Genomic DNA, 23092 nt, shown 5'->3' with positions numbered 1-23092 from the left:
CGATCATGAGTGTTGTTGTGGCGCCGGATGCGGCCTCGCAGCGGGATGTGGCCGTGGTGCCGGATGAGGCCGCGGCGCCGGTCGCGACACCTGCGGCGGCGCGGGCCGATGCACAACCGCTTGCGCGACGCGCGGTGCCGGCGGATGCGCAGCCGCGCGTGCCTGCGGCGGTGCATGCTGCACGAGCTGCGGTCTTGACGCCGGCGGAGCGGCGTGCGGCGCCGGTGCAGGATGTGCGCCTGCGCCGGGCAAAGCATGCGCAGTCGGCGGGGCGTGTGCCGGCGGCAAAGCGTTCCCGGTCGGTAGAGCGTGTCCGGCCGGCGAAGCATTTGCTGTCGGCAGGGCGTGTCCTGGCGGCGGAGCACTCCCCGTCGGGAGAGCATGTCCCGTTGGCAAGGCGTGCTCGGCCGTGGGCTGCGCATGTCGGGGCGGCGGCGCCGCAATCGGCTTGCCTGGGTGCGCGGCGATCACGCCGGCACCGCTGAACCGTGCTGCGTGCGCGGTCGCGGCGACCGCCGGATGACCATGGTTGTTGGCGAGCGTCAGCGCCGGATTCTTCATCGCTGCTTCCGCGTGTCGCGTCTGCTCGCCGGTCGCAGCCACGTGGTGCTCGCCCTGGGCAGCAAGCTGCTGCGGCGTCGGCTTTACCGCGGTCCCGCCGGTGCCGCCGTTGTAGCTGACGTTGGTCGTGTTGTTGACGACGGTCTTGTTGTAGACGTTGGTGACCGAGACGTTCGAGATGTTGTTGACGGAGCTGTTGTAGAAGAAGCTGCCGCCGCGCCAGTAGCCGCCCTCATAGCCGACGCCGGTGTAGCCGAAGCCATAAGAGATGCCGCCGTAGAAGCCGACGGTCGCGCCCCAATATCCGGCGTGGAAGGCGTAGGCGCCGTCGCTCCAGCCCCAATAGCCGGGTGTCCACAGCAATTCAGGCGCCGGCGGACGCACCCATGTGCCGGGCACCCAGTAGTAACCGGTGTCGTCGTTCCATGCCCAATAGCCCGGAGTCCAGATGTAGCCGGGCGCGGGGATCGGCGGCTGGACATAGACCGGCAATGGCGGCGGCGCCGCATTGACGGTGATGCCGATGGCAAGCTGCGCGCGTGCTGGCGCGGGCGGTGAGAGACAGCAGAGGCTGAGAGCCAAGGCGAAAGGCAGTCCGGCGATGCGGCGCATGGCACATACTCCAATCTTCTTCCCCCAGCGTTGGAGTCGAATAGTGGCGGCGACATGAACCCGTTGTGAATGTTTGTGCTGACACCGTGATTTCGAGATCGCGCGACGGCGGGATCGTTAACGACGGCGAATGCAAGTCAGCTCGGTGTCAGGATGGAACGCGACGGTGCGGTCGCGTCAGCTTCATCACTGCGCCAAATAGTCGAATTTTCGATTTGAATTGGACGACGACCCCCTGCGCGTCATCAATCGGTGCCCGGAGCATCCGGCTGCCAAAGGCCGGGCAGGGAGGTTTGGCATGGCGCGATCCGCCGACATCGACATCAACGCGGGCGCGCGCCTCGACAGGCTGCCGATCTGCGGATTCCACTGGCGCATCCTGGCCCTGATCGGCGCCGGCATGTTCCTCGATGCGTTTGATATCTATCTGGCCGGCGGCGTGCTGGGCGCCGTGCTCAAGGAAGGCTGGTCGACGCTCGAACTCAACGCCGCGTTCGTCTCCGCGACCTTCGTCGGGATGACGATCGGCGCGTGGTGCTCCGGCATCCTCGGCGATCGGTTCGGTCGCCGCTTCTCCTACCAGATGAACCTCGCGATTTTTGGCCTCGCGTCGATCGCCGCGGCCTTTGCGCCGAACATGATCGTCCTGATCGGCCTGCGTTTCATCATCGGCATTGGCCTCGGCGCGGAGATCGTGGTCGGCTATGCGACCTTGACGGAATTCGTGCCGGCTTCCTCGCGTGGACGCTGGATCGGGCTGCTGGCCGTGATCACCAATTTCTCGCTGTTCGTATCCTCCATGGTCGGTCTATGGGTGATCCCGACGCTTGGATGGCGCTACATGTTCGGCCTTGTCGGTTGCCTTGCGATGGTCGTCTGGTTTCTGCGCAAGTCGATGCCGGAATCGCCGCGCTGGCTCGCCGCCAATGGACGCGCCGATGAAGCCGAGAAGATCCTGTCGGCGATCGAAGCCGAGGCCGCGCGCAAGGCGGTACTTCCTGCCGTCGCTGCCCGCGCGCCGGCGCAGGAGTCTCCCGGCGCGGTCTGGCGTCTGTTCCAGCCGCCCTATCTCGCGCGCACACTGCTCGGCAGCCTGTTGCACATCGTCGTCGGCTTCAGCCTCTACGGGTTCATCGGCTGGCTGCCGACCTTCATGGTCAAGGGCGGCCACAGCGTGGTGTCCTCGCTGGGCTACACCACCGTGATGGCGCTGGGCGGGCCGGTCGGATCGCTGATCGGGCTCGTGCTGGCGGACCGGCTCGGACGCCGGCTGTCGATCGTCGGCTCGTCGATTGCGGCAGCGGCGCTCGGTATCGCCTATCCATACATGCCGGATGGTGTTGCGCTCGCAGCCGTGGGCTTCCTGCTGATCACGGCGATCTACGTGATGCTGGCGACCGGATTCGCGATGCACGTCCCCGAACTGTTTTCGACGCGGTATCGGCTTCGCGGCACGGCGATCTGCGCCACGTCCGGACGCGTCGCGACCGCGCTGGTCCAGTACGTCGTGGTCGCGATCTTCGCCTGGCAGGGGCTGACCGGCGTGCTGACGACCCTGGCGGGCATCCTCGTGTTCCAGGCCGTGGTCTTCCTCGTGTTCGGTTTCGAGACCAAGGGACGATCTCTGGAGGACGCGTCGGCGGTCACGGACGTCGAGGCGGGAGGGCGGTCGTCGATGGCGCGGAGGCCGGCCGACCTCGGCGCCTAATTCAGGTCGGAGCAGGCCGCCCTGATCCGGTCGCGGAGCCAGCCATTGGCATTGCTCTGATCGTATCTGCGGTGCCAGTACAACATCCAGTCGAACGGCGCGGACTCGAACGGCAGTTCCTCCATCCTCAGATCGTCGTCCATCAGCACGGTTGCGAGGTGTCCCGGCATCACCGCGAGCAGATCGGTCTTCTTCAAGACGTGAGGCACGACCAGCCAATGCGGCACGTTCAGGGCGATGCGTCTTCGATGGCCGCGTTCGGCGAGCACGTCGTCGACGAAGCGAAGATCGGTCGGGCTCATCGAGACCTTCATGTGCTCCTGCGCGATGAAGCGCTCGAAGGTCAGCCGTGCGCGCTTGATCTGGTGCCCGCGTCGCATCAGGCAGACCATGCGGTCGCGCAGCAACGTCTCGGAACGGATCGATGCGGAGTGCTCGAGCCCCATGCTCACCGCGACATCGATCTCGTCCCGCTCCAGCGCATCGATCGTCAGGGCAGGCGGCAGATGGATCGTGTTGTAGGAGATCCGCCCCTCCGGCGGCCGTGCTGCGGCGAGTCGCGGCAGCAGCAGGCACGCGAGAATGTCCGACATCCTGATCGTGAAGGTGCGTTCGGTCCGGTCTGGATCGAAGCCGGCGTCGCTCGCCATCACGCGCTCGACCTGGCGCAGGACCTGGCGCAGCGGCTCCGCCAGTTCGGTGGCGCGGGGCGTCGGCTTCATCCCGGTCGTGGTCCGCACCAGGAGCTCGTCCTTGAACATCGCGCGCAACCGATTGAGCGCATTGCTCATCGCCGGTTGGCTGAGGCCGACGCGATCCGCCGCTTTGGTGACGTGACGCTCGGTCAGCAGTGCGTCCAGCGCGACGAGCAGATTGAGGTCGATGGATCGGAGGTTCATTCATCATTCATATCGTGAATGGCGAAAGATCACAAATCCATTTCATCCATGACGATGCAGGGCGTATCAATCGATCCGACCAAGGAGGCATCAATGAACTTTGAGACGATCAAGCACGACGTGAAGATCTGCATGTTCGACCAGTACGGCACGGTCGTCGACATGCAGGGCGGCCTGACCAGGATCGCGGCGCCGTTCCTCGAGAACAAGGGCTGGAAGGGCGATCCGAATTCCTTCGTCACGTGGTGGCGTCGCACGCATTTCGAGAACTCGATGATCGATGCGCTGCTGCATCGCGAGCACACGCCCTATCGCGAGATCGGCCACCGCGCGGTTGCCCACGTCATGGATCGCGCGAGGATCGACTACACGATGGACGATGTGCGCTACCTCGTGAGCGAGATCGAGAAGCTGGTGCCGTTTCCGGAGGTGCCGGACGCGCTGGCGCGGCTGCAACGCAAGTACAAGCTCGTGGTGCTCTCGAACGGCGATCCGGACATGCTCGAGACCGCGAAGCAGTACCACAAGGTCCCGTTCGATCGCGTGATCTCGGTGGCCGAGGCCAATTCGTTCAAGCCGCATGTCGCGACCTATACGAAAGCGGCCGAGATCATGGGCGTGAAGCCCGAGCAGGTGCTGTTCGTGGCCAATCATGCCTTCGATTGCATTGGCGCCAAGTCCGCCGGCATGCGGACGGCCTTCATCGACCGGCGCAGCCGCCCGTTCGGCATCACGCCGCATCAGCCCGACATCCTGGTGCCGTCGATGAAGGACCTCGCCGATGCGATCGTCTGATCGCGAGCCGCTGTCGGGCATCAGGGTCCTCGACCTCTGCCGGGTGGTCTCCGGTCCGTTTGCCACGATGCAGCTCGGTGATCTCGGCGCCGACATCGTCAAGATCGAGGATCCCAGGCAAGGCGACGAAAGCCGCCGCTACGGCCCGCCGTTCATCGGCGGCGAGAGTGCGTATTTCCTGTCGGTGAACCGCAACAAGCGAAGTTGCGCCATCGATCTGAAATCCCCGGCGGGGCGCGACGCGGTGCTCGATCTTGCATCCGTCGCAGATGTCGTCATCGAGAACTTCCGTCCCGGTACGCTGGACAAATGGGGGCTCGGCTTCGACGCGCTGAGGGCCCGCAAGGGCGACATCATCCTGTGCAGCATCTCGGGGTTCGGGCGCACCGGCGCCGACGCCGCGCGCCCCGGCTACGATCTGATCCTGCAGGGCGAATCCGGCGTGATGGACATCACCGGCGATCCGGATGGGCCGCCGACCAAGGTCGGCACGTCGATCGCCGACCTCGTCACGGGCCTCTATGCGTCGCATTCGGTGCTGGCTGCCCTGATGCGGAAGAGCCGCACCGGCGAGGGCGGCCGGGTCGACGTCTCCATGCTCGACGCCATGGCATCGCTGCTGACGTTCAACGCCGGCATGTACTTCGCCTCGGGAGAAAGCCCGAGGCGCCGCGGCAATGTCCATCCGACCATCAGCCCGTATGAACCGTTCGAAACCAGCGATGGCTGGATCAATGTCGGGGTCGCGAACGACAAGTTCTGGGCGGCCTTCTGCGACGTCATCGGCCGTCCGGAGCTGCGCGAGGACGTCCGCTTCGTAACCGCTCCGAAGCGCGCGGCGAGCCGCAACGAGCTCGTCGCGATCCTTTCGCCGATCTTTGCCCGGGGAAGCCGCGCCGACTGGCTGCAGGCGCTCGGCGCGGCAGGCATTCCGTGCGGCGCGATCAAGTCGGTCGGCGAGGTCTGCGAAACGCCGCAGCTCACGCAGCGCGGAATGGTCCAGACCATCAGCCATCCGGCCGCGGGAGATGTGAAGTTCATCGCGAGGCCGACGCGGTTCGGCGACGACCCGCCGCCACCTTCCACGCCGCCGCCGATGCTCGGCGAACACACGAGCGAAGTGTTTGCGGAATGGCTCGGCTGGAGCGACGATCAGCTCGGGAGATTTGCCGACGAGGGCGCGTTCGGCGACTTTGGATGGACGTTCGTGCGATCGTCGACGTGAGTATCGTTATGCAGGCATCGTCATGAGAGCTATCGCCGGGCAGATGCCGCGTCGAGCCGTCGGCGACGAGCGGCGGATCGTTCTTCCTGTCTCTTCGGGCTTGAGATCGCCTACCGGGACGAGACGTGCATCGGACCGCAATCTGACACTTTGCCTTGCGAGGCAGCGCTCCCTCGGACGGGGCACTGGCATTGCCAGGATCGATATCCGGTTTCATACTGTGGCATAGGCCGGAGCCGGCCAGCTAACCTGTCGGCGCGGCCGACCCGGAGAATGCAAGAGACGATACCGGGTTACTGAGCGGCGGAGAGACGGCGATGTCGTTTCGTCTCGCATTTACCTTTGTGTCGATAGCGGCGCTGCTGTTTGATCCGACCGACGCCGTGTCGCAGGACATGCTGCGGAATGTCGACCTCAACAGTCCGGAAATGACGACGTCGGAGATGACGCGCGCCGAGGTCGACGCGCTCCTCAAGTCGGTCCCTCAAGGGGACGGGCGCACTGCGGATTTGGATGGAAAGCGACTGTCGCACCTCGATCTCTCGGGCCTCGACTTCACCGGCGGCAACCTTCATCTCGTAAAGCTCAACCGGGCCAATCTGAAAGGCGCCCGCTTCGATCGGGCCACCTTGAACCAGGCCTGGCTGATCGACGCAGACTTGACGGGGGCGTCCCTCGTCAAGGCATCGCTGCTCGGCACGCAGATGCAACGCGCCAGGCTTGGCGGCGCCGATTTGAGCGGCGCCCGGATAACCGCCGATCTTTCCGGCGCCAGCCTGATCGGGGCCAGGCTTGCGGGCGCCGATCTGAGCGCCGACATGCGCAACCAATCGATGGGCCTGATGCGTGGCGTGCTCAAATCCGCCGATCTGCGGAATGCGGATCTCAGCGGCGCCAATCTCTCGCGCGCCGATCTCGAATTCGCGCAACTGCAGAACGCCAATCTGGCGAACTGCAGCCTCTACAGAGCTGACCTTGCGGGAGCCGACCTGTCCGACGCCAATGTCGCCGGCGCAGATTTCACCGAGACCGACCTTGCGTCGGCCCTCTTGCCGGGCGCGGCCGCGCTGGCCGAGGCCCGCAATCTGGACAAGGCCCGGAACTTGAACCTGGCGCGGCGCCCCCGTTAGGGATCGAATTGCAGTGTCCTGCGACAAGACCTATGTTCTGTCTTGAGAACCACGCAGCCGCTCATCGTGCGGCGGGCAGGACCACGGTGGATGGTTGCATGTGGCACCGGAGGTGACGCCATGACCATTTCTCCCAAACTGCACAATTATCTCGCTGCAGAAAACATCGAGTACGACGAAATCCCGCACGTACTGACGATGTCGTCCGCCCTTACCGCCCAGGCTTGTCACGTCTCGGGCGATCGCTTGGCCAAGGCCATCGTGCTGCGCCGCAACGACGGGTACCTGCTCGCCGTGCTGCCGGCATCGCATCACCTCAGGCTGGCGGATCTCAGGGCGAGATTCGGTGACGATATCGCTATGGCCGCCGAAAGCGAGATCGATCGGCTGTTCACGGACTGTGCGCACGGAGCGGTTCCCGCCGCCGGCAGCTGCTACGGGCTCGACGTTATCGTTGATGACAGCATCCGGATGCAGCCCGAGATCTATATCGAAGCTGGCGATCATGAGACGTTGCTTCATCTCGGTCGTGCGCAATTCGCACGCCTGACCGCCGGTTCTCTGCATGGCAGCTTCAGTGCGCACGACTGAGGCGACATGACAGCGGGACCATCTGTCGGTGCGCCCCGACCGGAGCATGATCCGGGAGGGTGCGAAGTGTCTCTCTCCCGAGACAAGGGAGGAACGCGTTTGCGCGGAGATCATGCTCAAGCAAGGGGCTCATGCGCGATGACGATCCGACCCGGTTTCATCGCGTCTTAAGGCGCGGCACGCATGCGGTCGCGTCAACTCTGTTGTATATTTGCGAACGAGGGGGCTGCTGCCTTGGACGGGAGGTCCTCCATGAAAGTCAAGGACGTGATGCACAAGGGCGTCGATTGGGTAAGCCCCGACACGCCAATCACCGAAATCGCGAAATTGATGCAAGGCCACGACATCGGCTGCATTCCGATCGGGCAAGACGATCGTCTGATCGGGATGGTGACGGATCGCGACCTCGTCTGCAAAGGTCTTGCGAGCAAGGACTTCAACTCAGCGCGTACCACGGCGCGGGATGTGATGACCGAAGGCATCCACTGCTGCCGCGAAGACGACGATCTGACGAAAGCGGTGCACCACATGGAAACGCTGAAGATCCGCAGGCTGCCTGTCATCAACAAGAGTAAACGGATGGTCGGCATGGTCAGCCTGGGGGATATAGGCCAGTTTGCCGGTGCCGATCTCGTGTCCCAATGCATGAAGAGCGTGTCTGCTCATCATTGAAGCGAGGCCGGTCTGCGGGAATCCGGCAGACCGGCCAGTATCATGATCAACCGGGAAGGCAACCGGTGCCGGCTGTCTCACAGGCATCGGCCCGAAGCTGGACGGCGATCGGCACCGTTCGATCTCCATCCGATCTGTTGAGGGGCGGATCGCACCACGATCCGCCCGCCGTCGCGATATCGCCCGGTCAATCAACCCAGGTGATGAACCTTCTGCAAGCCGTAGACCGGCGTCGCGATGCCCTCCATCCGCGCCTTCAGTTGCAGCGCCAGATATTGGGAGTAATGCCGCGACTGGTGCAGGTTGCCGCCGTGGAACCACAGCGCTTGCTGCTGGGTCGGCTTCCACATGTTGCGCTGCTCGCCCTCCCACGGGCCGGGGTCCTTGGTGGTCTCGGATCCAAGACCCCAGACCTTGCCGACCTTGTCGGCGACGTCCTTCGAGATCAGGTCGGCGGCCCAACCGTTCATCGAGCCATAGCCGGTGGCATAGACGACGAGATCGGCGGGGAGTTCGCTGCCGTCCACGAACCTGACGCCGGTTTCGGTCAGCTCCTGCACTGCCGCGCCCTTGCCGCTCTTGAGCTTGATCGAACCGTCGATCACGAGATCGCAGGCGCCGACGTCGATGTAATAGCCCGAGCCGCGGCGCAGGTACTTCATGAACAGGCCGGAGCCGTCGTCGCCCCAGTCATGCATGAAGCCGACTTTCTCCAGCGCGGCGTAGAAATCCTTGTCGCGCTCGCGCATCTGTTCATAGAGCGGGATCTGGAATTCGTGCATGATCTTGTAGGGTAGCGAGGCGAAGATCAGGTCGGCCTTGCGTGTGGTCACTCCGCTCGCGACCGCCTGCTCCGAATAGAGCGCGCCGAGCCCGATATCCATCAGCGTGTCGGACTTCACGATGTGCGTGGATGAGCGCTGCACCATGGTGACGTCGGCCCCGCCTTCCCACAGCGCCGCGCAAATGTCGTGGGCGGAGTTGTTCGAGCCGATCACCACCACCTTCTTGCCGCGATATGTCTCCGGCCCCGGGTGGGTCGAGGAATGCTGCTGCTCACCCTTGAAGATGTCCTGCCCCTTGTAGGTGGGCCAGTTCGCCTTGCCCGACATGCCGGTCGCCAGCACGAGTTGCTTCGGCTTGAGCGTGATCTCCTTGCCGTCGCGCTCGACCACGACAGTCCATTCCCCGGCCTTCTCGTCATACCTGGCCGACTTCGCCGCGGTCGAGCTCCAGTAGTTGAGCTCCATCACCTTCGTGTACATCTCCAGCCAGTCGCCGATCTTGTCCTTCGGCGCGAACACCGGCCAGTTCTTCGGGAAGTCGATATAGGGCAGATGGTCGTACCAGACCGGATCGTGCAGGCAGAGCGACTTGTATCGCTTGCGCCAGGAATCGCCGGCGCGTTCGTTCTTCTCGATGATGATGGTCGGCACATTCAGTTGCCGTAGCCGCGCGCCAAGCGCGATGCCGCCCTGCCCACCGCCGATGATCAGCGCATAGGGTTGTTTTGCATGACCCAGCTCGGTGATTTCCTGGTCACGTTCCTCGCGCCAGCTCTTACGGTCCTTGCCATGGCCGTGCTTGGCGCCGAGCGGACGGGTGAAGCCGGATTTCTCCTCATGCCCCTTGAGCTCGGCCATGGTGGTGAGCAAGGTCCAGATGCGTCCATCCTTCATGCGCAGGTGACCATAGCCGCGCGCGACATCGGTCTCGAACTCGATCCAGCTCTCGATGATGCCGCCGGCCTCGCTCGCAGCTTCGCCATCGGCAATGCGCCATCCCGACGGTTTGCTGTCCGCAAGCCGCGTCTTCAGCATGTCGCGGATCTGATCCTTGCCTTCCATGGTTTTGATGTTCCAGGTGAAGGTGACCAGGTCGCGCCAGTAGCAATCGGTCTGGAACAGCGCGATCGCGCGTTCGATGTCACCTGACGACAACGCGGCGTTGAACTCGTCGAGCAGCGCGGTGATCTTTCCGTCCGGGGCTTTCGTGAGCATGTTTCATTCTCCCATATGCCGGCGTCGATCGCCTTTGCGTCGTGGTTCCGGCGCGTTCGTTAGCGAGGTCGAATCTTGCCTCGACCACCATGTCAGCAAGCCTCATGCCACCGCGGCGCATCTCGAAAAACGCTCGGCATTTCCTCGCGTTAACTGCCGGCGCCAGGCCGCCTCACTTGTTGCGCCATGCAACAGGTGTTGCACGCAACAAACTTGATCGGCAGCACAATCCGAGTGACACTCGAAGCAACAACGTGCGGGGAAACATCCAGGAGCATCAGCCGTGACGACGGAGCGGGCTGCGCACATCGACGAGCTGGTTCGCGTTGCGGTCGGCCAGACCAGCGCGCGTGATGCAATCATCCATCAGTCGTGGGTACGATGCGTCTCCGAACACAAGCTCGATCCGTTGGTCCTGCGCGACGCTCGTATCGTGACATCCGGGCGGCTGCGCGAGCATCGCGACGCCATGGACGAGTTCCTCCACACGGCGCGCTTCGGCGTCGAGATGCTGTATCGCCAGATCGCCGGACTCGGCTACGTGCTGCTACTCACCGATGCCAGGGGCATCACGGTGGATTTCATCGGCGACCCGACATTCAACAACACGCTTCGCAAGGCCGGCCTCTATCTCGGCGCCGACTGGAACGAGCCGCATGCCGGCACTTGCGCCGTCGGCACCTGCATCGCCACCGAAGAAGCCCTGACGGTGCATCAATCCGACCATTTCGACGCCACCCATATTCCGCTGACCTGCACGGCTGCGCCGGTCTTCGATCCCAGCGGCAAGCTCGCTGCGGTCCTGGATATCTCCGCGCTGCGCTCGCCGGAACCGAAGGCCAGCCAGTTCCTGGCGCTGCAGCTGGTCAAGTCGTTCGCTCACAAGATCGAGAATGCGAACCTGCTGAACCGTTTCCGGCAGGAATGGATCATCAAGCTGTCCGGCTCCGCGGAATTCGCCGATGTCGATCCGGATTATGTGATGGCCGTCGACAGCAGCGGCCGCATCATCGGCTTCAACAATCGCGCAAGGCAGCTGCTCGCCCGCGAACTGGCCAAGCGTCCGGACCTTCGCCTGCGGGCCGACGGCTTCGGCGTGTCCGACATCTTCGAATGCACCATCGACGATCTGCCGCGCTTCGCCCATTCGCGCCCCACCGGCCAGCGCACGCTGCGGCTTGCCAACAGCGGCGCGACGCTGTTCGCACAGACCTTGCCGCCCCCGAACAAGCTGGCGGCGCCGGCCTCCTCCCGCAGCGAGTCGGCGCTTCCGGCGCCGTTACGCAACCTGTTCCGGGGCGATCCCGCCATGCATCACGTGGTGACGCGCGCCGCCAAGCTCATCAATACCCAGATGGGCCTGCTCATCACCGGCGAAACCGGGACCGGCAAGGAGCACCTGACGAAGGCGCTGCATTCGGTCAGTGCGCGGGCAGGCAGGCCTTTCGTCGCGGTCAACTGTGCCGCGCTGCCGGAAAGCCTGATCGAGAGCGAGCTGTTTGGCCACGAGGCGGGCGCCTTCACCGGTGCGGCGGCCAAGGGCAAGAAGGGTCTCGTGCTCGAGGCCGATGGCGGCACCCTGTTCCTCGACGAGATCGGCGACATGCCGATCTCGTCGCAGACGCGCCTGTTGCGCGTGCTCGCCGAACGCGAGGTGACGCCGGTCGGCCGCACCCGGCCGGTCCCGCTCAATGTCCGCGTCATCGCTGCCACCCATCGCGACCTCGTCGCGCTGGTGAAGGCGGGGCAGTTCCGCGAGGATCTCTATTTCCGCCTCAACGGCGCGGTGCTTGCGCTGCCTCCGCTGCGTCAGCGCACCGATATCGAGTGGCTGATCGATCAATCCCTGCATCGGCTTTCGATGGAGCACCAGGCCAACTATGCGCTGACGGCAAGCGCGCGCAGCGCGCTGCTCAAGTACCAATGGCCTGGCAATATCCGCGAGTTGATCAACGCGCTCGATCATGGCTGCGCGCTGTCGACCGACGGCACGATCGATCTTGCCGATCTGCCGGACCGGATCGCTCAGCCCTTGCGTGAGGACAGCTCCGGAAAGCCGGTACGAGGCGGAACGGCAACGTCACGGCAAGCCGATGCGCTCTTGACGGCGTTGCGCAACAATCGCTGGAATGTCTCACGGGTGGCGCGTGAACGCGGGGTCGATCGCTCGACTATCCATCGCCAGATTCTCCGCTTCGGCATCACGATGCCGAAAGACCTGACCTGACCTCAGGCGCGGCCCGCCGTCGCTGACCGCCCTGGTCAAATACGATGTCCCTGCCGAACGGTGGCTGGCTGAATGGTGGAAAATCGGCACACTATTCAGAACAAAACCACGAACCCATACATAATTGAAATTGCACGTGATTTTTCCTGCCCCGAGGCGTTCGACCGCCGTCGCCGCCGACTTCGGCCCAGCCGCTGTCGCAAGCGAAAATTCGGCACGCCTCACGACAGCGTGCGCCGTTCGCTGCGGGATCGTAGTATTGTCGTCGGCAGCCGTCGAAGCTAGGATTTCGCGTAGCATTCGATCGCGACGCACGAAGAGATGCACTCCAGAATCAAGCGGATGGTCGCGGCTGCGATCGGACGGCACGGCAAATGGAGGACATTATGGCGTGGCGTGACGACAAGGCCCGGGCAGCCCTGATCCGCGATGCAGCGGGCAGCGTGCCAGCGGGCAAGAGCCCCCGGGCCTTCGCCGAGCCCTTGTTCGGCTACACCAATATCGAGGATCTCGCCAATTACGATGCCGCCTCGCTTGCCCAACTGGCGGAGCAAGCTTGGGAGCACGTGCAGCGACGCACGGCCGGCAGCGCCGATATCCGCGTCGTCAATCCGACGTTGCCGAACGGGCGCGAGATTTCCGTGCTCGAAATTCTCAACGACAACATGCCTTTCCTGTTCGATTCCACCATGGCGGAGCTCGCCGAGCAGGGCCTCGAGGTCACCCTGGTCGCTCACCCGATCATCGCCGTGGAGCGCGATGAAGGGGGCAAGCTGCTGCGATTCTACGGGGAAGCACTGCCGGAGGGAGCAAAGGGCGCGCGCGAAAGCCTGATTCATCTCCATATCACCCGCCTGGATGCGGATTCCGATCGCCAGAAGCTGATCGACGGCCTGACCAGGACGTTGAACAATGTCCGCGCCTGCGTTGCCGACTGGCGCGTCATGCGTGACAGTGTCGAGGAAGCGATCAAGACGTTCTCTTCCAATCCGCCGCCGCTGCCGATCGACGAACTCGCCGAAGCCAATCAGTTCCTGCAATGGCTCTGCGCGGACAATTTCACTTTCCTCGGCGTGCGCAAATATCGCTTCTCGCCCGACAGCGACGCGTCGGACGACATTACAACCGGCGAAGGCCTCGGCATCCTGCGCGATCCGGACGTGAAGGTCCTGCGCCGAGGCAGCGAAATGGTGGTGATGACGCCGGAAATCCGCGAGTTCATGCACGAGCCGACCCTGCTGATCGTCATCAAGGCCAATGTCTCCAGCCGCGTCCATCGCCGCACCCGGATGGATTATGTGGGCATCAAACTCTACTCGCCCGACGGCCGGCTCGAAGGCGAGTTGCGCGTCGTCGGCCTTTTCACCTCGGGCGCCTATACTCGCTCGGTACGGCAGATCCCTTATGTCCGCCACAAGGTTTCGCGGGTGCTGCAGCGCGCGGGCTTCGACCCGAACGGCCATTCCGGCAAGGCGCTGATGCATATTCTCGAAGATTATCCGCGCGACGAGCTGTTCCAGATCGACGTCGACACGCTCTACAACTTCGTCATCGAGATCCTGATCCTCTACGAGCGTCCGCGCGTCCGGGCGCTGCCGCGGGTCGACAAGTTCGACCGCTTTGTCTCCATCCTCACCTTCATTCCGCGCGACAAATACGACACCGACGTCCGCACGCGCGTCGGAGCCTTTTTGGCGCAGGCCTACAAAGGGAAGCTGTCCGCTTCCTACGTATCATTCCCTGAAGGGGCGCTTGCGCGCGTCCACTTCATCATCGGACGCTATGAAGGCAAAACGCCCGTCGTCGACCGCGCCCTGCTCGAAGCCGGGATCAGCGCCATAGCCGCGACCTGGGCCGACAAGCTGAAGGCCGCGCTCACCGCGTCGACCGATGGCATGCGGGCGCGCATGCTCACCAACCGATACGCCCAGGCCTTCAGCGGCGGCTATACCGAGGTGTTCAGCGCGGAACAGGCGATCGCCGATATCACGACCGTCGAAAAGCTGACGCCGGCCCGCCCGGTAACGATTTCGGTTTACCGCATCGAAGGCGACGATCCGAAGCGCTTCGGCCTCAAGGTGTTTTCGGACGCCGTACCGCTGTCGTTGTCCTACCGCGTGCCGGTGATCGAAAATCACGGCCTGCGCGTGGTCAACGAACGCACCTATCAGATCGTGCCCGGTACCAGGCCTGCGCCGGTCTGGCTGCACGACATGACGATCGAGACCAGCGACGGCCAGCCCATCGAGATCAACCCGGAATTCAGCCATCGCCTGGAAGCCTCGATCATGGCGGTGGTGACCGATCGCGCCGAATCCGACGGATATAACGGCCTGATCCTGCGCACCGCCCTAAGTTGGCGGGAAGTCTCGACCATTCGGGCGCTGTCGCGTTATCTCCACCAGATCCGCGCTCCGTTCACCCAGGATTACATGTGGGAGACCGTGCGCAAGAACGCCGCGATCACGGCCAGCCTGGTCGCGATGTTCCAGACCCGCCTCGATCCGCGCCTCGCCTTGACGGACGCCGAGCGCGCGGCGCGCGAGGCGGCTTTGCTTGCCGAGATCGAGGAACAGCTCAAATCCGTCGCCTCGCTCGATGAAGACCGCATCCTGCGCCGCTTCACCAATCTGGTGCAGGCTACCGTTCGCACCAATCTGTGGCAGATCGGCGAGGATGGACATCCGCGTCCGGTGATCTCCTTCAAGTTCGAGGCGCGCCGGATCGACGACTTGCCCGCTCCACGACCGCTCTACGAGATCTTCGTCTATTCCCCTCGCGTCGAAGGTATTCACCTGCGGTTCGGCAAGGTTGCGCGCGGTGGCTTGCGCTGGTCCGACCGGCCGCAGGATTTCCGCACCGAGATACTCGGCCTGGTGAAAGCGCAGCAGGTCAAGAACGCCGTGATCGTGCCGGTCGGTGCCAAGGGCGGCTTCGTGCCCAAGCGCCTGCCGCCGCCTTCCAAGCGCGACGCCTGGCTCGCGGAGGGCACCGAAAGCTATCGCATCTTCGTTCGCTCGCTGCTCGAACTCACCGACAATCTCGACGGCGACATCGTCGTGCCGCCCGATTCCACCGTGCGCCACGACGGCGACGACCCCTACCTCGTCGTTGCCGCCGACAAGGGCACCGCCACCTTCTCCGACGTCGCCAACGCGATCTCGGCCGAGAAGAACCATTGGCTCGGCGATGCCTTCGCATCCGGCGGCAGCCAGGGTTACGACCACAAGAAGATGGGGATCACGGCGCGCGGCGCCTGGGCGGCGGTCAAGCGCCACTTCCGCGAGCTCGGCACCGACATTCAGACCATGCCGTTCACCGCGGTCGGCGTCGGCGACATGTCGGGCGACGTTTTCGGCAATGGCATGCTGCTCTCGCCGGCGACAAGGCTTGTGGCGGCTTTCGATCATCGCGACATCTTCATCGATCCTTCGCCCGATCCATCGACCAGCTTCGCCGAGCGCAAGCGCCTGTTCGATCTGCCGCGATCGAGCTGGCAGGACTACAACAAGTCGCTGATCTCGCAGGGCGGCGGCGTGTTCTCGCGCTCGCTCAAGGCGATCCCGCTTGCGCCGGAAGTGCGCACGCTGCTCGATCTCGACAAGCCGCAAGCCACCCCTTTCGAGGTGATGACGGCGATCCTGAAGGCTCGCGCGGACCTGTTGTGGTTTGGCGGCATCGGCACCTATGTCCGCTCCTCCGGGGAAAGCGACGATCAGGTCGGGGACCGCGCCAACGATCCGATCCGCATCGCGGGTGGCGACGTGCGCGCCCGGGTCATCGGCGAAGGGGCCAACCTCGGCGTTACCCAGCGCGGCCGCATCGAAGCGGCGCAGAAGGGCGTCAAGCTCAACACCGACGCCATCGACAATTCGGCCGGCGTGAACACGTCCGACGTCGAGGTCAACATCAAGATCGCGCTGGCGCGCCCCGAGCGCGAGGGGCGCCTCAGTCCCACTGACCGCAACAGCCTGCTTGCCGCGATGACCGACGAGGTCGGCGCGCTGGTGCTGCGCAACAACTATCTGCAGACGCTGGCGCTCTCGCTGGCCGAGCGCAAGGGTGTGGCCGAGACCGGCTTCCTCACCCGCCTGATGCAGTCGCTCGAACGGCGCGGCTTGCTCAGCCGCGCTGTGGAGTTCCTGCCCGACGACGCCGCGCTCACCGAGCGCACACGGCGCGGCCAGTCGCTCGCGCGGCCCGAGCTTGCCGTGCTGCTCGCCTACGCCAAGCTGACCCTCTACGATGACCTGCTCGTCACCAGCGTGCCCGATGACCCCTATCTTGCCCGCGAACTATCCCAATATTTTCCGCGCGAAGTTCAAGACAAATTCCCGACCGCGGCCGGATTGCATCGCCTGCGGCGGGAGATCATCGCGACCAGTCTCGCCAATGCGGTGATCAATCGCGGCGGCCCGGCCTGTGTCGTGCGCCTGATCGACGAGACCGACGCCGATATCCCGACCATCGTCATGGCCTATGTGGCGGTCGATGAATGCTTCGGCCTGAAGTGGCTCAATGACGCCATCGACGCGCTCGACGCCTGCATCGACGGGCAGCTGCAGCTGTCCCTCTACGCTTCGGTGCAGGACCTCCTGCTCTCCCGCATGGTCTGGTACGTGCGCAATGTCGATTTCAAGGACGGGCTGGAGGCCGTCGTCGCGCGCTTCGGCCCGGCGATCCGCCAGATCGTCGCCGGCCTCGACACTGCCTTGCCGCCGGACTTGCAAGCCGCGCGCGTCAAGCGGCGGCAGGAACTCGCCGACGCCGGTGTCCCGGCCGGCCTCGCCGGCGAGCTCGCCGATCTTGACGCTTTGGTCTCGGCTCCCGACATCGTGACGGTTGCCGAGCGCACTGCGCGCCCCATCGGCGATGCCGCCGCGACCTTCTACGCCGCCGAGGCGAATTTCCGTCTCGACCGCATCATCGCCGCCGCACGCAGTGTGCCGGCCAACGATTATTTCGAACGCATGGCCATCGATCGCGCCGTCGAGCAGATCGCCAGCGCCGAAAGGAGACTGGCCGCCGATATGCTCGCAACCGGCCAGTCTGGCCAGCAGGCTGTCGAGACCTGGCTCGCGGCTCACCCCGAGGCGACGCGTATCCGCCGCTCGGTCGAGGAGATCGCTGCCAGCGGCCTGACCCTCGCCAAGCTCACGGTGGCGGCGAACCTGCTGGGGGACCTGGTCAAGGCCTGAGGGCGTGCGAGGCAGCGATGTGAGAAGCGCAATGCTGGCGCAGGTAGTTAGCCGGCAAACGGAGGAATCCAATGATCCACGCCACTTGTCATACCGCCGACAATGTTCGCTGCATCGAGTTCGATGCCACACCGTGGTTCAGCGAGGCTGACGCTCCGAGCATTATCGATTTGGCCCAACGAGGATGGACCAGCACTGCGATTGCAGATTCCCTCGAGCACAGACAAGGATACGAACGCCTGCACGACCTCGTTGAGTACGCGGCGAAGCGACTGCAACTGGAATCTCTGGAGGACCCAACCTGGGAAACCTTCGAGTGTGTCGTCGATGGACCCGAGGCCGTCGCCTGGCTCGAGAAAAACCGGCCCAACGTTGTGGCAAGAATCCCTTAAAGCCGCGGGAAGCGCGGCAAAGGCCACAATTGATCGGCGGCAAACGAAGCGGAAATGGCGCACCCGACACGATTCGAACGTGTGACCTTTGCCTTCGGAGCAAGATAACGTACTCATCCAAAAAGTACGATAGGGCGCGCTATTATGCGCTATCCAGCTGAAGCGTCTGGATATTCTCAACAACAGAAGCGACGTTCCTATCCGAAACCCCGCGCCGATTTTCTCCCGCCTGCTTACGCGTTGCTTATTTGGGAGATCGCGCCCGGACCGAAGTTATGGTCAAGATCACAAACAGGGTTGTCGAGGCGGCGGATGTCCGAGAGAAGGACTACCTGATCTGGGACGACGAACTGGAAAGGGAGGGCGACCAAAGAACGCCTCGACCATCGTCACCGACACTGGCCGTATCGAACGTCACATCATTCCTCTCATAGGAACCCGGCGCGTCAAGGACCTGACCAAGACCGACATCAACAAGGCCCTCAAAGACATCATGGCCGGCAAGACGCGGGTTTCGGTCAAGACGAAGAAACTGCGCGGAAAGGCCATCGTCCGGGGTGGCGCTGGAACGGCAACGCGTACCGTTGGTCTTCTCGGCGGCATTCTACGCCGTGGAAGCAGGAAAACCGTTTCGGCGATCATTCGTCGTCTTTATTTCGATAATACTAGAAATACGGTTGACATTCTGAAGCTGTTGCGACAGATTATGGACATGAAACTGGATGACGCAGCCATGCACCTTGAAGCTTTGGGCAATCCGACCCGGCTCAAGATCTATCGTGCCCTTGTTCGCGCTGGGCAGGCCGGTCTGGCCGTCGGCCGACTGCAGGATAAACTAAAAATCGCGCCATCAACCCTGTCGCACCACGTCAAGACGCTCGTGACCGCCGGCCTCATCACCCAGGTGCGGGAGGCAACGACTCTGACGTGTCACGCCAACTATGACGTGATGCAGGGGCTGGTCGACTTTCTAGTTGCTGAATGCTGCGCCGATGCGACCGAATGCAAGGATACGAGCACTGCGGCCTGATCTTTTCAGGTCGAAAATTTCGATATTTCTAGTTTGATAGGAGAAGCAAAATGGAACAGTCGAAGTCGGTTGCGATCATTGGCGCAGGTCCTGTCGGACTTGCCGCCGCTGCTCATGTTCTTGAACGCGGAATGACGCCGGCCGTTTTGGAAGCAGGTCCGGAAATTGGTCATGCGATGCGGCAGTGGAGCCACGTGCAGTTGTTCTCGCCGTGGGAATATAACGTCGACAAAGCGGCTGAGCGCTTGCTGGCGCCAACCGGTTGGAATTCGCCGGATCCAAAGCAATATCCGACCGGCGGTGAGTTGCTGTCGCAGTATCTCGAACCGCTGGCTCACCGCACGGTGCTCAAGGATCACATTCATACATCAAGCCGCGTGATCGACATCAGTCGCGTTGGTTTCGACAAGCTCAAGACCAAAGGCCGCGGCGACGCGCCTTTCGAGCTTCGCTACCAAAACGGGCAGGGCCCGAAAAGCATTCGCGCCGATGCGGTGATCGATACGTCAGGTACTTGGTTCTCGCCGAACCCTGGTGGCGCAAACGGTCTTCCGGCCCTCGGCGAGCGGGAGAACGCTACCAAGATCGCGTACGGGATGCCCGACGTGCTCGGCAAGGATCGCGCCCGGTATGCTGGAAAGGCCATCGCCGTGCTCGGGGCTGGGCATTCTGCGGTTGGCACGCTAATCGAACTCACGAACCTGAAATCTCAGGCTGCGAGCACCGGAGTCATTTGGGTCTTGCGCGGTGACAATCCTGCCAAAGCTTTTGGCGGGGGCGTCAATGACAAACTCGTGGCGCGTGGCGAACTGGGAATGGCTCTGGCAGGGCTGGTAACCTCTGGGCAAATCCGAGTGGAAGCCAGCTTCCCTGTGACTCGCATCGACCGTGACGGCGAGCGCCTGAAGCTTGCCACTGCCGGATGCTGCGACCGGAGCATTGTGGCTGACGAACTAATCGTCGCGACGGGGTTCCGTTCCGACCTCGAATTCTTGCGTGAACTTCGGATTCAGCTCGATCCGGCCATCGAATGCCCGATCGCGCTGGCGCCGCTGATCGACCCCAATGAACATAGCTGCGGCACAGTACGCCCACATGGCGCGGCCGAACTCGCGCAGGACGAGCCGGGATTCTACTTCGCCGGCATGAAGTCATATGGGCGTGCGCCAACGTTCCTGATGCTCACCGGCTATGAGCAGGTGCGGTCAATTGCGGCCAAAATTGCCGGTGACAATGAAGCGGCAGCGCGGGTTGAACTCGTATTGCCCGAGACAGGCGTGTGCAGCCGCAGCGCGACACCGGGACAGGTCGAATGCTGTGGCGGGCCGGCCACCGAACGGGCGGACGCCTGTTGCGTCGATGATGCTAAGGCGAAGGGTGCAGGAAAAGCTGGCTGTGGCTGCGCAGCTTAGCGCGGAAAGGTGCGAATGCTGACGCTAGAGGGGCGATCCGTCATCGCGGCGATGTGTGTGGGGCAGCTCGGTAGCTTGCTCCCGCATGTCGTCGTGCCGTCGATACTTGCCGCATTCCTGATTCCGGAATGGCACCTGAGCGGTGCGCAGGCTGGCCTTCTCGCCGGCTCGGGCGCAGCTGGCTACATGTTGACGGTGCCGGTGTTGGCCACGCTGACTGACCGGATCGACGCGCGCAAGATCCTGATTGCGGGCTCGGCGGTCAGTGCACTCGGTACATTGCTGTTCGGCCTGTTTGCGACCGGCCTCTGGTCCGGAGCATTGTTCAACGCCATTGCGGGCATCGGCTTCGCGGGCGCTTATATGCCCGGTCTCAAGGCGCTGACTGACCGGCTGGCACCCGGCGATTCATCCCGCGCGGTCACGCTGTATACGTCGAGCTTTTCGTTCGGCGTCGGGCTGTCGTTCCTGGTCTCGCAGCTCGTTGCGGAAGCTTTGGGCTGGCGCTCAGCCTTCCTCGTGACAGCGCTGGGCCCGCTGATGATGCTTTCGGTCTGCTTCCTGCTGCGGCCGGTGGCGCCAAAACCCGCGCAGGGCCGCCTCTTGGACTTCGCGCCAGTGTTCCGCAACACCAACGCCATGGGCTTTGTTCTCGGCTATGGCGCCCACTGCTTTGAGCTTTACGGCATCCGCACCTGGCTGGTTGGATTCTGGACTTTCGTGGCGGTGAGGAACTCGGAAGGCTCACTCCTGACGCCCGTCGTCGTCAGCGTGCTTTTCTCCTTGCTCGCGATGCCGGCTAGCATCCTCGGCAACGAATGCGCGATCCGGTTCGGCCGACATCGCGCCATCACCGCCGTGATGTTGAGTTCTGCTTGCGTGGCGCTGCTGATCGGCGCGTTCGCCGACAAATCGCCATGGCTGTTGCTGCCACTGGTGTTGGTCTACGCCATCACGGTGCCCGCCGATTCCGGTGCGTTGACCTCGGGAATGACGATGGCCGCCGATCCCAACTACCGCGGCGCAACGATGGCCGTGCATTCGACCGTTGGCTTTAGTCTGTCGGCTTTGGGCGCGTGGGCCCTTGGCGTCGCGCTGGATGCGGCGGGCGGACCATCGAGTGCCACCGCCTGGGCGGCAGCGTTTGCCGTACTCGCGGCAGGCATTCTGCTCGGCCCCGTCGCGCTCTATTGGTCGAGGGCGAGGACGCCACAGGGATGAGTCAACGTCAGCTTCCAATCATACTGGCGCTTGGCACCAGCCAAACGCTGGCGTGGGCCTCCACCTATTATCTGCCGGCGATTCTTGCCAATCCGATCGCCCGCGACCTTGGGATCTCGTCGACTCTCGTTTTCGGCGCGCTTTCGGTCGGCCTGATCATGGCGGGCCTCCTGGGACCGCGTGTTGGGCATTTCATCGATACGTTCGGCGGCCGGGGGCTGCTTGCCGTTTCGAACGTCGTGTTTGCGGCGGGACTGGTCCTTCTTTCTTTCGCGTCCGGAAGCGTTGTGTTGATCGCGTCGTGGCTCATCCTCGGCGTTGGCATGGGGATGGGGCTCTATGAGGCCGCCTTTGCGACACTGACGCGTATGTATGGATACGCCGCCCGCAGGCCGATCACCGGCATCACCCTGATTGCAGGCTTCGCAAGCACGATAGGTTGGCCGATCACCACCTATCTCGATGCGCACTTTGGCTGGCGGATTGCGTGCCAGGTTTGGGCGCTTATTCACATTGCGTTGGCGCTGCCACTGAACCTGTCGCTGCCGCGCGCTAAACCATTCCAGGCGGCTTTGCCCGATGAGGCAAGCCCCGCAGAGTCGGCGCAGCAAAGCGAGACAGTCGCCATGATCCTCGTGGCTTATGTCTTTGCGGCGACCGGGTTTGTGAGTTCGGGACTTTCTGCCTTGATGCCTTCCCTGCTCTTGCAGTTCGGTGCAACACCGGCGGCAGCGCTGCTCGCGGGAACCCTGATCGGCCCGGCACAGGTGGCAGCGCGGATTATCGAAGCGGGCTGGCTTAGCCGCTACCATCCTCTTGCGTCGACTCGGCTTGCGACGGTCATGAATCCACTCGGCATAGTAGTCCTTGCGGCTGGAGGACCGGTGCTCGCCCCCGCCTTCGCCATCTTCTACGGTGCGGGCAATGGCATCTTGACCATAGCGCGCGGCACGCTACCGCTCGCACTGTTTGGGCCGCACGGCTTTGGCCGTCGCGTTGGCGTGCTATCGCTTCCGGCCCGCGCGACCGGTGCAGTCGCGCCGCTCGCCGTTGGCCTGTTTGCTGAATATCTCGGTGCAGGAGCGTTATGGATCACGGCGCTAGCGTCGGTTTCCGCATTCATCGCGCTTTTTTTCCTGCGAGCGAGACAAGCGCCATAACGGAGTGGCAACACCTTAGGCGAGGCGAACTTCTGACCGACACTGTCAGTTAGCAACCTATCGACTCTCGGCGACGATTTTATCCAGATTGCTTACTCGCTCGCATGAGACAGAACTGGAATTTCGGTTCGGACGCTCATATCGCGTTGTAAACAAAGAAAAACTGGCGCACCCGACACGATTCGAACGTGTGACCTTTGCCTTCGGAGGGCAACGCTCTATCCAGCTGAGCTACGGGTGCGTGCAGGGGTTCATTTAG

16 protein-coding genes, 2 tRNA genes and 1 pseudogene are annotated in these 23092 nt (G+C 63.4%); 14 read left to right on the top strand and 5 right to left on the bottom strand.

The annotated features are described in order from the left end of the window. Positions 1 to 3 precede the first annotated feature (3 nt). Positions 4 to 1173: a YXWGXW repeat-containing protein gene (locus tag ACVWYP_RS04010; RefSeq protein ID WP_304497822.1), complete on the bottom strand. Its 1170-nt coding sequence runs from the start codon at positions 1171 to 1173 to the stop codon at positions 4 to 6. Between the two features lie 298 nt (positions 1174 to 1471). Here ACVWYP_RS04010 and ACVWYP_RS04005 point away from each other — a divergent pair, with 298 nt between their 5' ends. Next, on the top strand, positions 1472 to 2881 hold the full coding sequence (locus tag ACVWYP_RS04005; protein WP_304497821.1) for an MFS transporter: 1410 nt from the start codon (positions 1472 to 1474) through the stop codon (positions 2879 to 2881). On the opposite strand, the gene ACVWYP_RS04000 is transcribed toward ACVWYP_RS04005, so the two are convergent. Next, positions 2878 to 3780: a LysR family transcriptional regulator gene (locus ACVWYP_RS04000; protein ID WP_304497820.1), complete on the bottom strand. Its 903-nt coding sequence runs from the start codon at positions 3778 to 3780 to the stop codon at positions 2878 to 2880. The two genes, ACVWYP_RS04005 and ACVWYP_RS04000, sit on opposite strands and share 4 nt — an antisense overlap. A 93-nt stretch (positions 3781 to 3873) precedes the next feature. Here ACVWYP_RS04000 and ACVWYP_RS03995 point away from each other — a divergent pair, with 93 nt between their 5' ends. From ACVWYP_RS03995 to ACVWYP_RS03975, 5 genes are all read left to right on the top strand, one after another. Then, entirely contained in the window at positions 3874 to 4575 is a 702-nt protein-coding gene (locus tag ACVWYP_RS03995) for a haloacid dehalogenase type II (RefSeq protein ID WP_304497819.1), read from the top strand. Beyond that, complete coding sequence (locus ACVWYP_RS03990; RefSeq protein ID WP_304497818.1) at positions 4562 to 5800, top strand: CaiB/BaiF CoA transferase family protein; 1239 nt, start codon at positions 4562 to 4564, stop codon at positions 5798 to 5800. Before ACVWYP_RS03995 ends, ACVWYP_RS03990 begins: the two co-directional genes overlap by 14 nt. 317 nt (positions 5801 to 6117) lie before the next feature. Next, a complete protein-coding gene (locus ACVWYP_RS03985) occupies positions 6118 to 6930 on the top strand; it encodes a pentapeptide repeat-containing protein (protein ID WP_304497817.1) in 813 nt (270 codons plus the stop codon). Positions 6931 to 7050: 120 nt separating this feature from the next. After that, positions 7051 to 7521, top strand: a complete 471-nt coding sequence (locus ACVWYP_RS03980; protein WP_028341435.1) for an aminoacyl-tRNA deacylase — start codon at positions 7051 to 7053, stop codon at positions 7519 to 7521. Positions 7522 to 7773: 252 nt separating this feature from the next. Continuing rightward, positions 7774 to 8193: a CBS domain-containing protein gene (locus ACVWYP_RS03975; protein ID WP_304497816.1), complete on the top strand. Its 420-nt coding sequence runs from the start codon at positions 7774 to 7776 to the stop codon at positions 8191 to 8193. Between the two features lie 191 nt (positions 8194 to 8384). On the opposite strand, the gene ACVWYP_RS03970 is transcribed toward ACVWYP_RS03975, so the two are convergent. Then, positions 8385 to 10193, bottom strand: coding sequence for an NAD(P)/FAD-dependent oxidoreductase (locus ACVWYP_RS03970; RefSeq protein ID WP_304497815.1), 1809 nt, complete (start codon positions 10191 to 10193; stop codon positions 8385 to 8387). A gap of 283 nt (positions 10194 to 10476) precedes the next feature. On the opposite strand from ACVWYP_RS03970, the gene ACVWYP_RS03965 reads away from it, so the two are divergent. The 3 genes from ACVWYP_RS03965 (at position 10477) to ACVWYP_RS03955 (ending at position 18010) form a co-directional block, all read left to right on the top strand. Then, complete coding sequence (locus ACVWYP_RS03965; protein WP_304497814.1) at positions 10477 to 12420, top strand: sigma-54-dependent Fis family transcriptional regulator; 1944 nt, start codon at positions 10477 to 10479, stop codon at positions 12418 to 12420. Positions 12421 to 12794: 374 nt separating this feature from the next. Then, positions 12795 to 17618, top strand: coding sequence for an NAD-glutamate dehydrogenase (locus ACVWYP_RS03960; RefSeq protein WP_304497813.1), 4824 nt, complete (start codon positions 12795 to 12797; stop codon positions 17616 to 17618). Between the two features lie 71 nt (positions 17619 to 17689). Next, positions 17690 to 18010: a hypothetical protein gene (locus ACVWYP_RS03955; RefSeq protein ID WP_016843580.1), complete on the top strand. Its 321-nt coding sequence runs from the start codon at positions 17690 to 17692 to the stop codon at positions 18008 to 18010. A gap of 55 nt (positions 18011 to 18065) precedes the next feature. Here the strand turns inward: ACVWYP_RS03955 and ACVWYP_RS03950 are convergent. Continuing rightward, a tRNA-OTHER gene (locus ACVWYP_RS03950) sits at positions 18066 to 18148 on the bottom strand. 214 nt (positions 18149 to 18362) lie between these two features. Here ACVWYP_RS03950 and ACVWYP_RS03945 point away from each other — a divergent pair. The 5 genes and pseudogenes from ACVWYP_RS03945 to ACVWYP_RS03925 all read left to right on the top strand — a co-directional run. After that, positions 18363 to 18617, top strand: a pseudogene (locus ACVWYP_RS03945) (tyrosine-type recombinase/integrase); the annotation flags it as partial. 105 nt (positions 18618 to 18722) lie between these two features. Then, a complete protein-coding gene (locus tag ACVWYP_RS03940) occupies positions 18723 to 19040 on the top strand; it encodes an ArsR/SmtB family transcription factor (protein WP_028341441.1) in 318 nt (105 codons plus the stop codon). 50 nt (positions 19041 to 19090) lie between these two features. Beyond that, on the top strand, positions 19091 to 20452 hold the full coding sequence (locus ACVWYP_RS03935) for an NAD(P)-binding domain-containing protein (RefSeq protein WP_304497812.1): 1362 nt from the start codon (positions 19091 to 19093) through the stop codon (positions 20450 to 20452). Between the two features lie 51 nt (positions 20453 to 20503). Beyond that, positions 20504 to 21673 (top strand): MFS transporter, encoded by a 1170-nt coding sequence (locus tag ACVWYP_RS03930; protein WP_304500430.1) that lies wholly within the window; start codon positions 20504 to 20506, stop codon positions 21671 to 21673. Next, positions 21670 to 22833: an MFS transporter gene (locus ACVWYP_RS03925; protein ID WP_304497811.1), complete on the top strand. Its 1164-nt coding sequence runs from the start codon at positions 21670 to 21672 to the stop codon at positions 22831 to 22833. Before ACVWYP_RS03930 ends, ACVWYP_RS03925 begins: the two co-directional genes overlap by 4 nt. Before the next feature lie 164 nt (positions 22834 to 22997). Here the strand turns inward: ACVWYP_RS03925 and ACVWYP_RS03920 are convergent. Then, positions 22998 to 23074: transfer RNA gene (locus tag ACVWYP_RS03920), tRNA-Arg, on the bottom strand. Between the last annotated feature and the right edge of the window lie 18 nt (positions 23075 to 23092).

It is taken from the genome of Bradyrhizobium sp. USDA 3262 (genome assembly GCF_054060035.1).
This window is presented reverse-complemented; position numbering and strand designations above follow the sequence as displayed.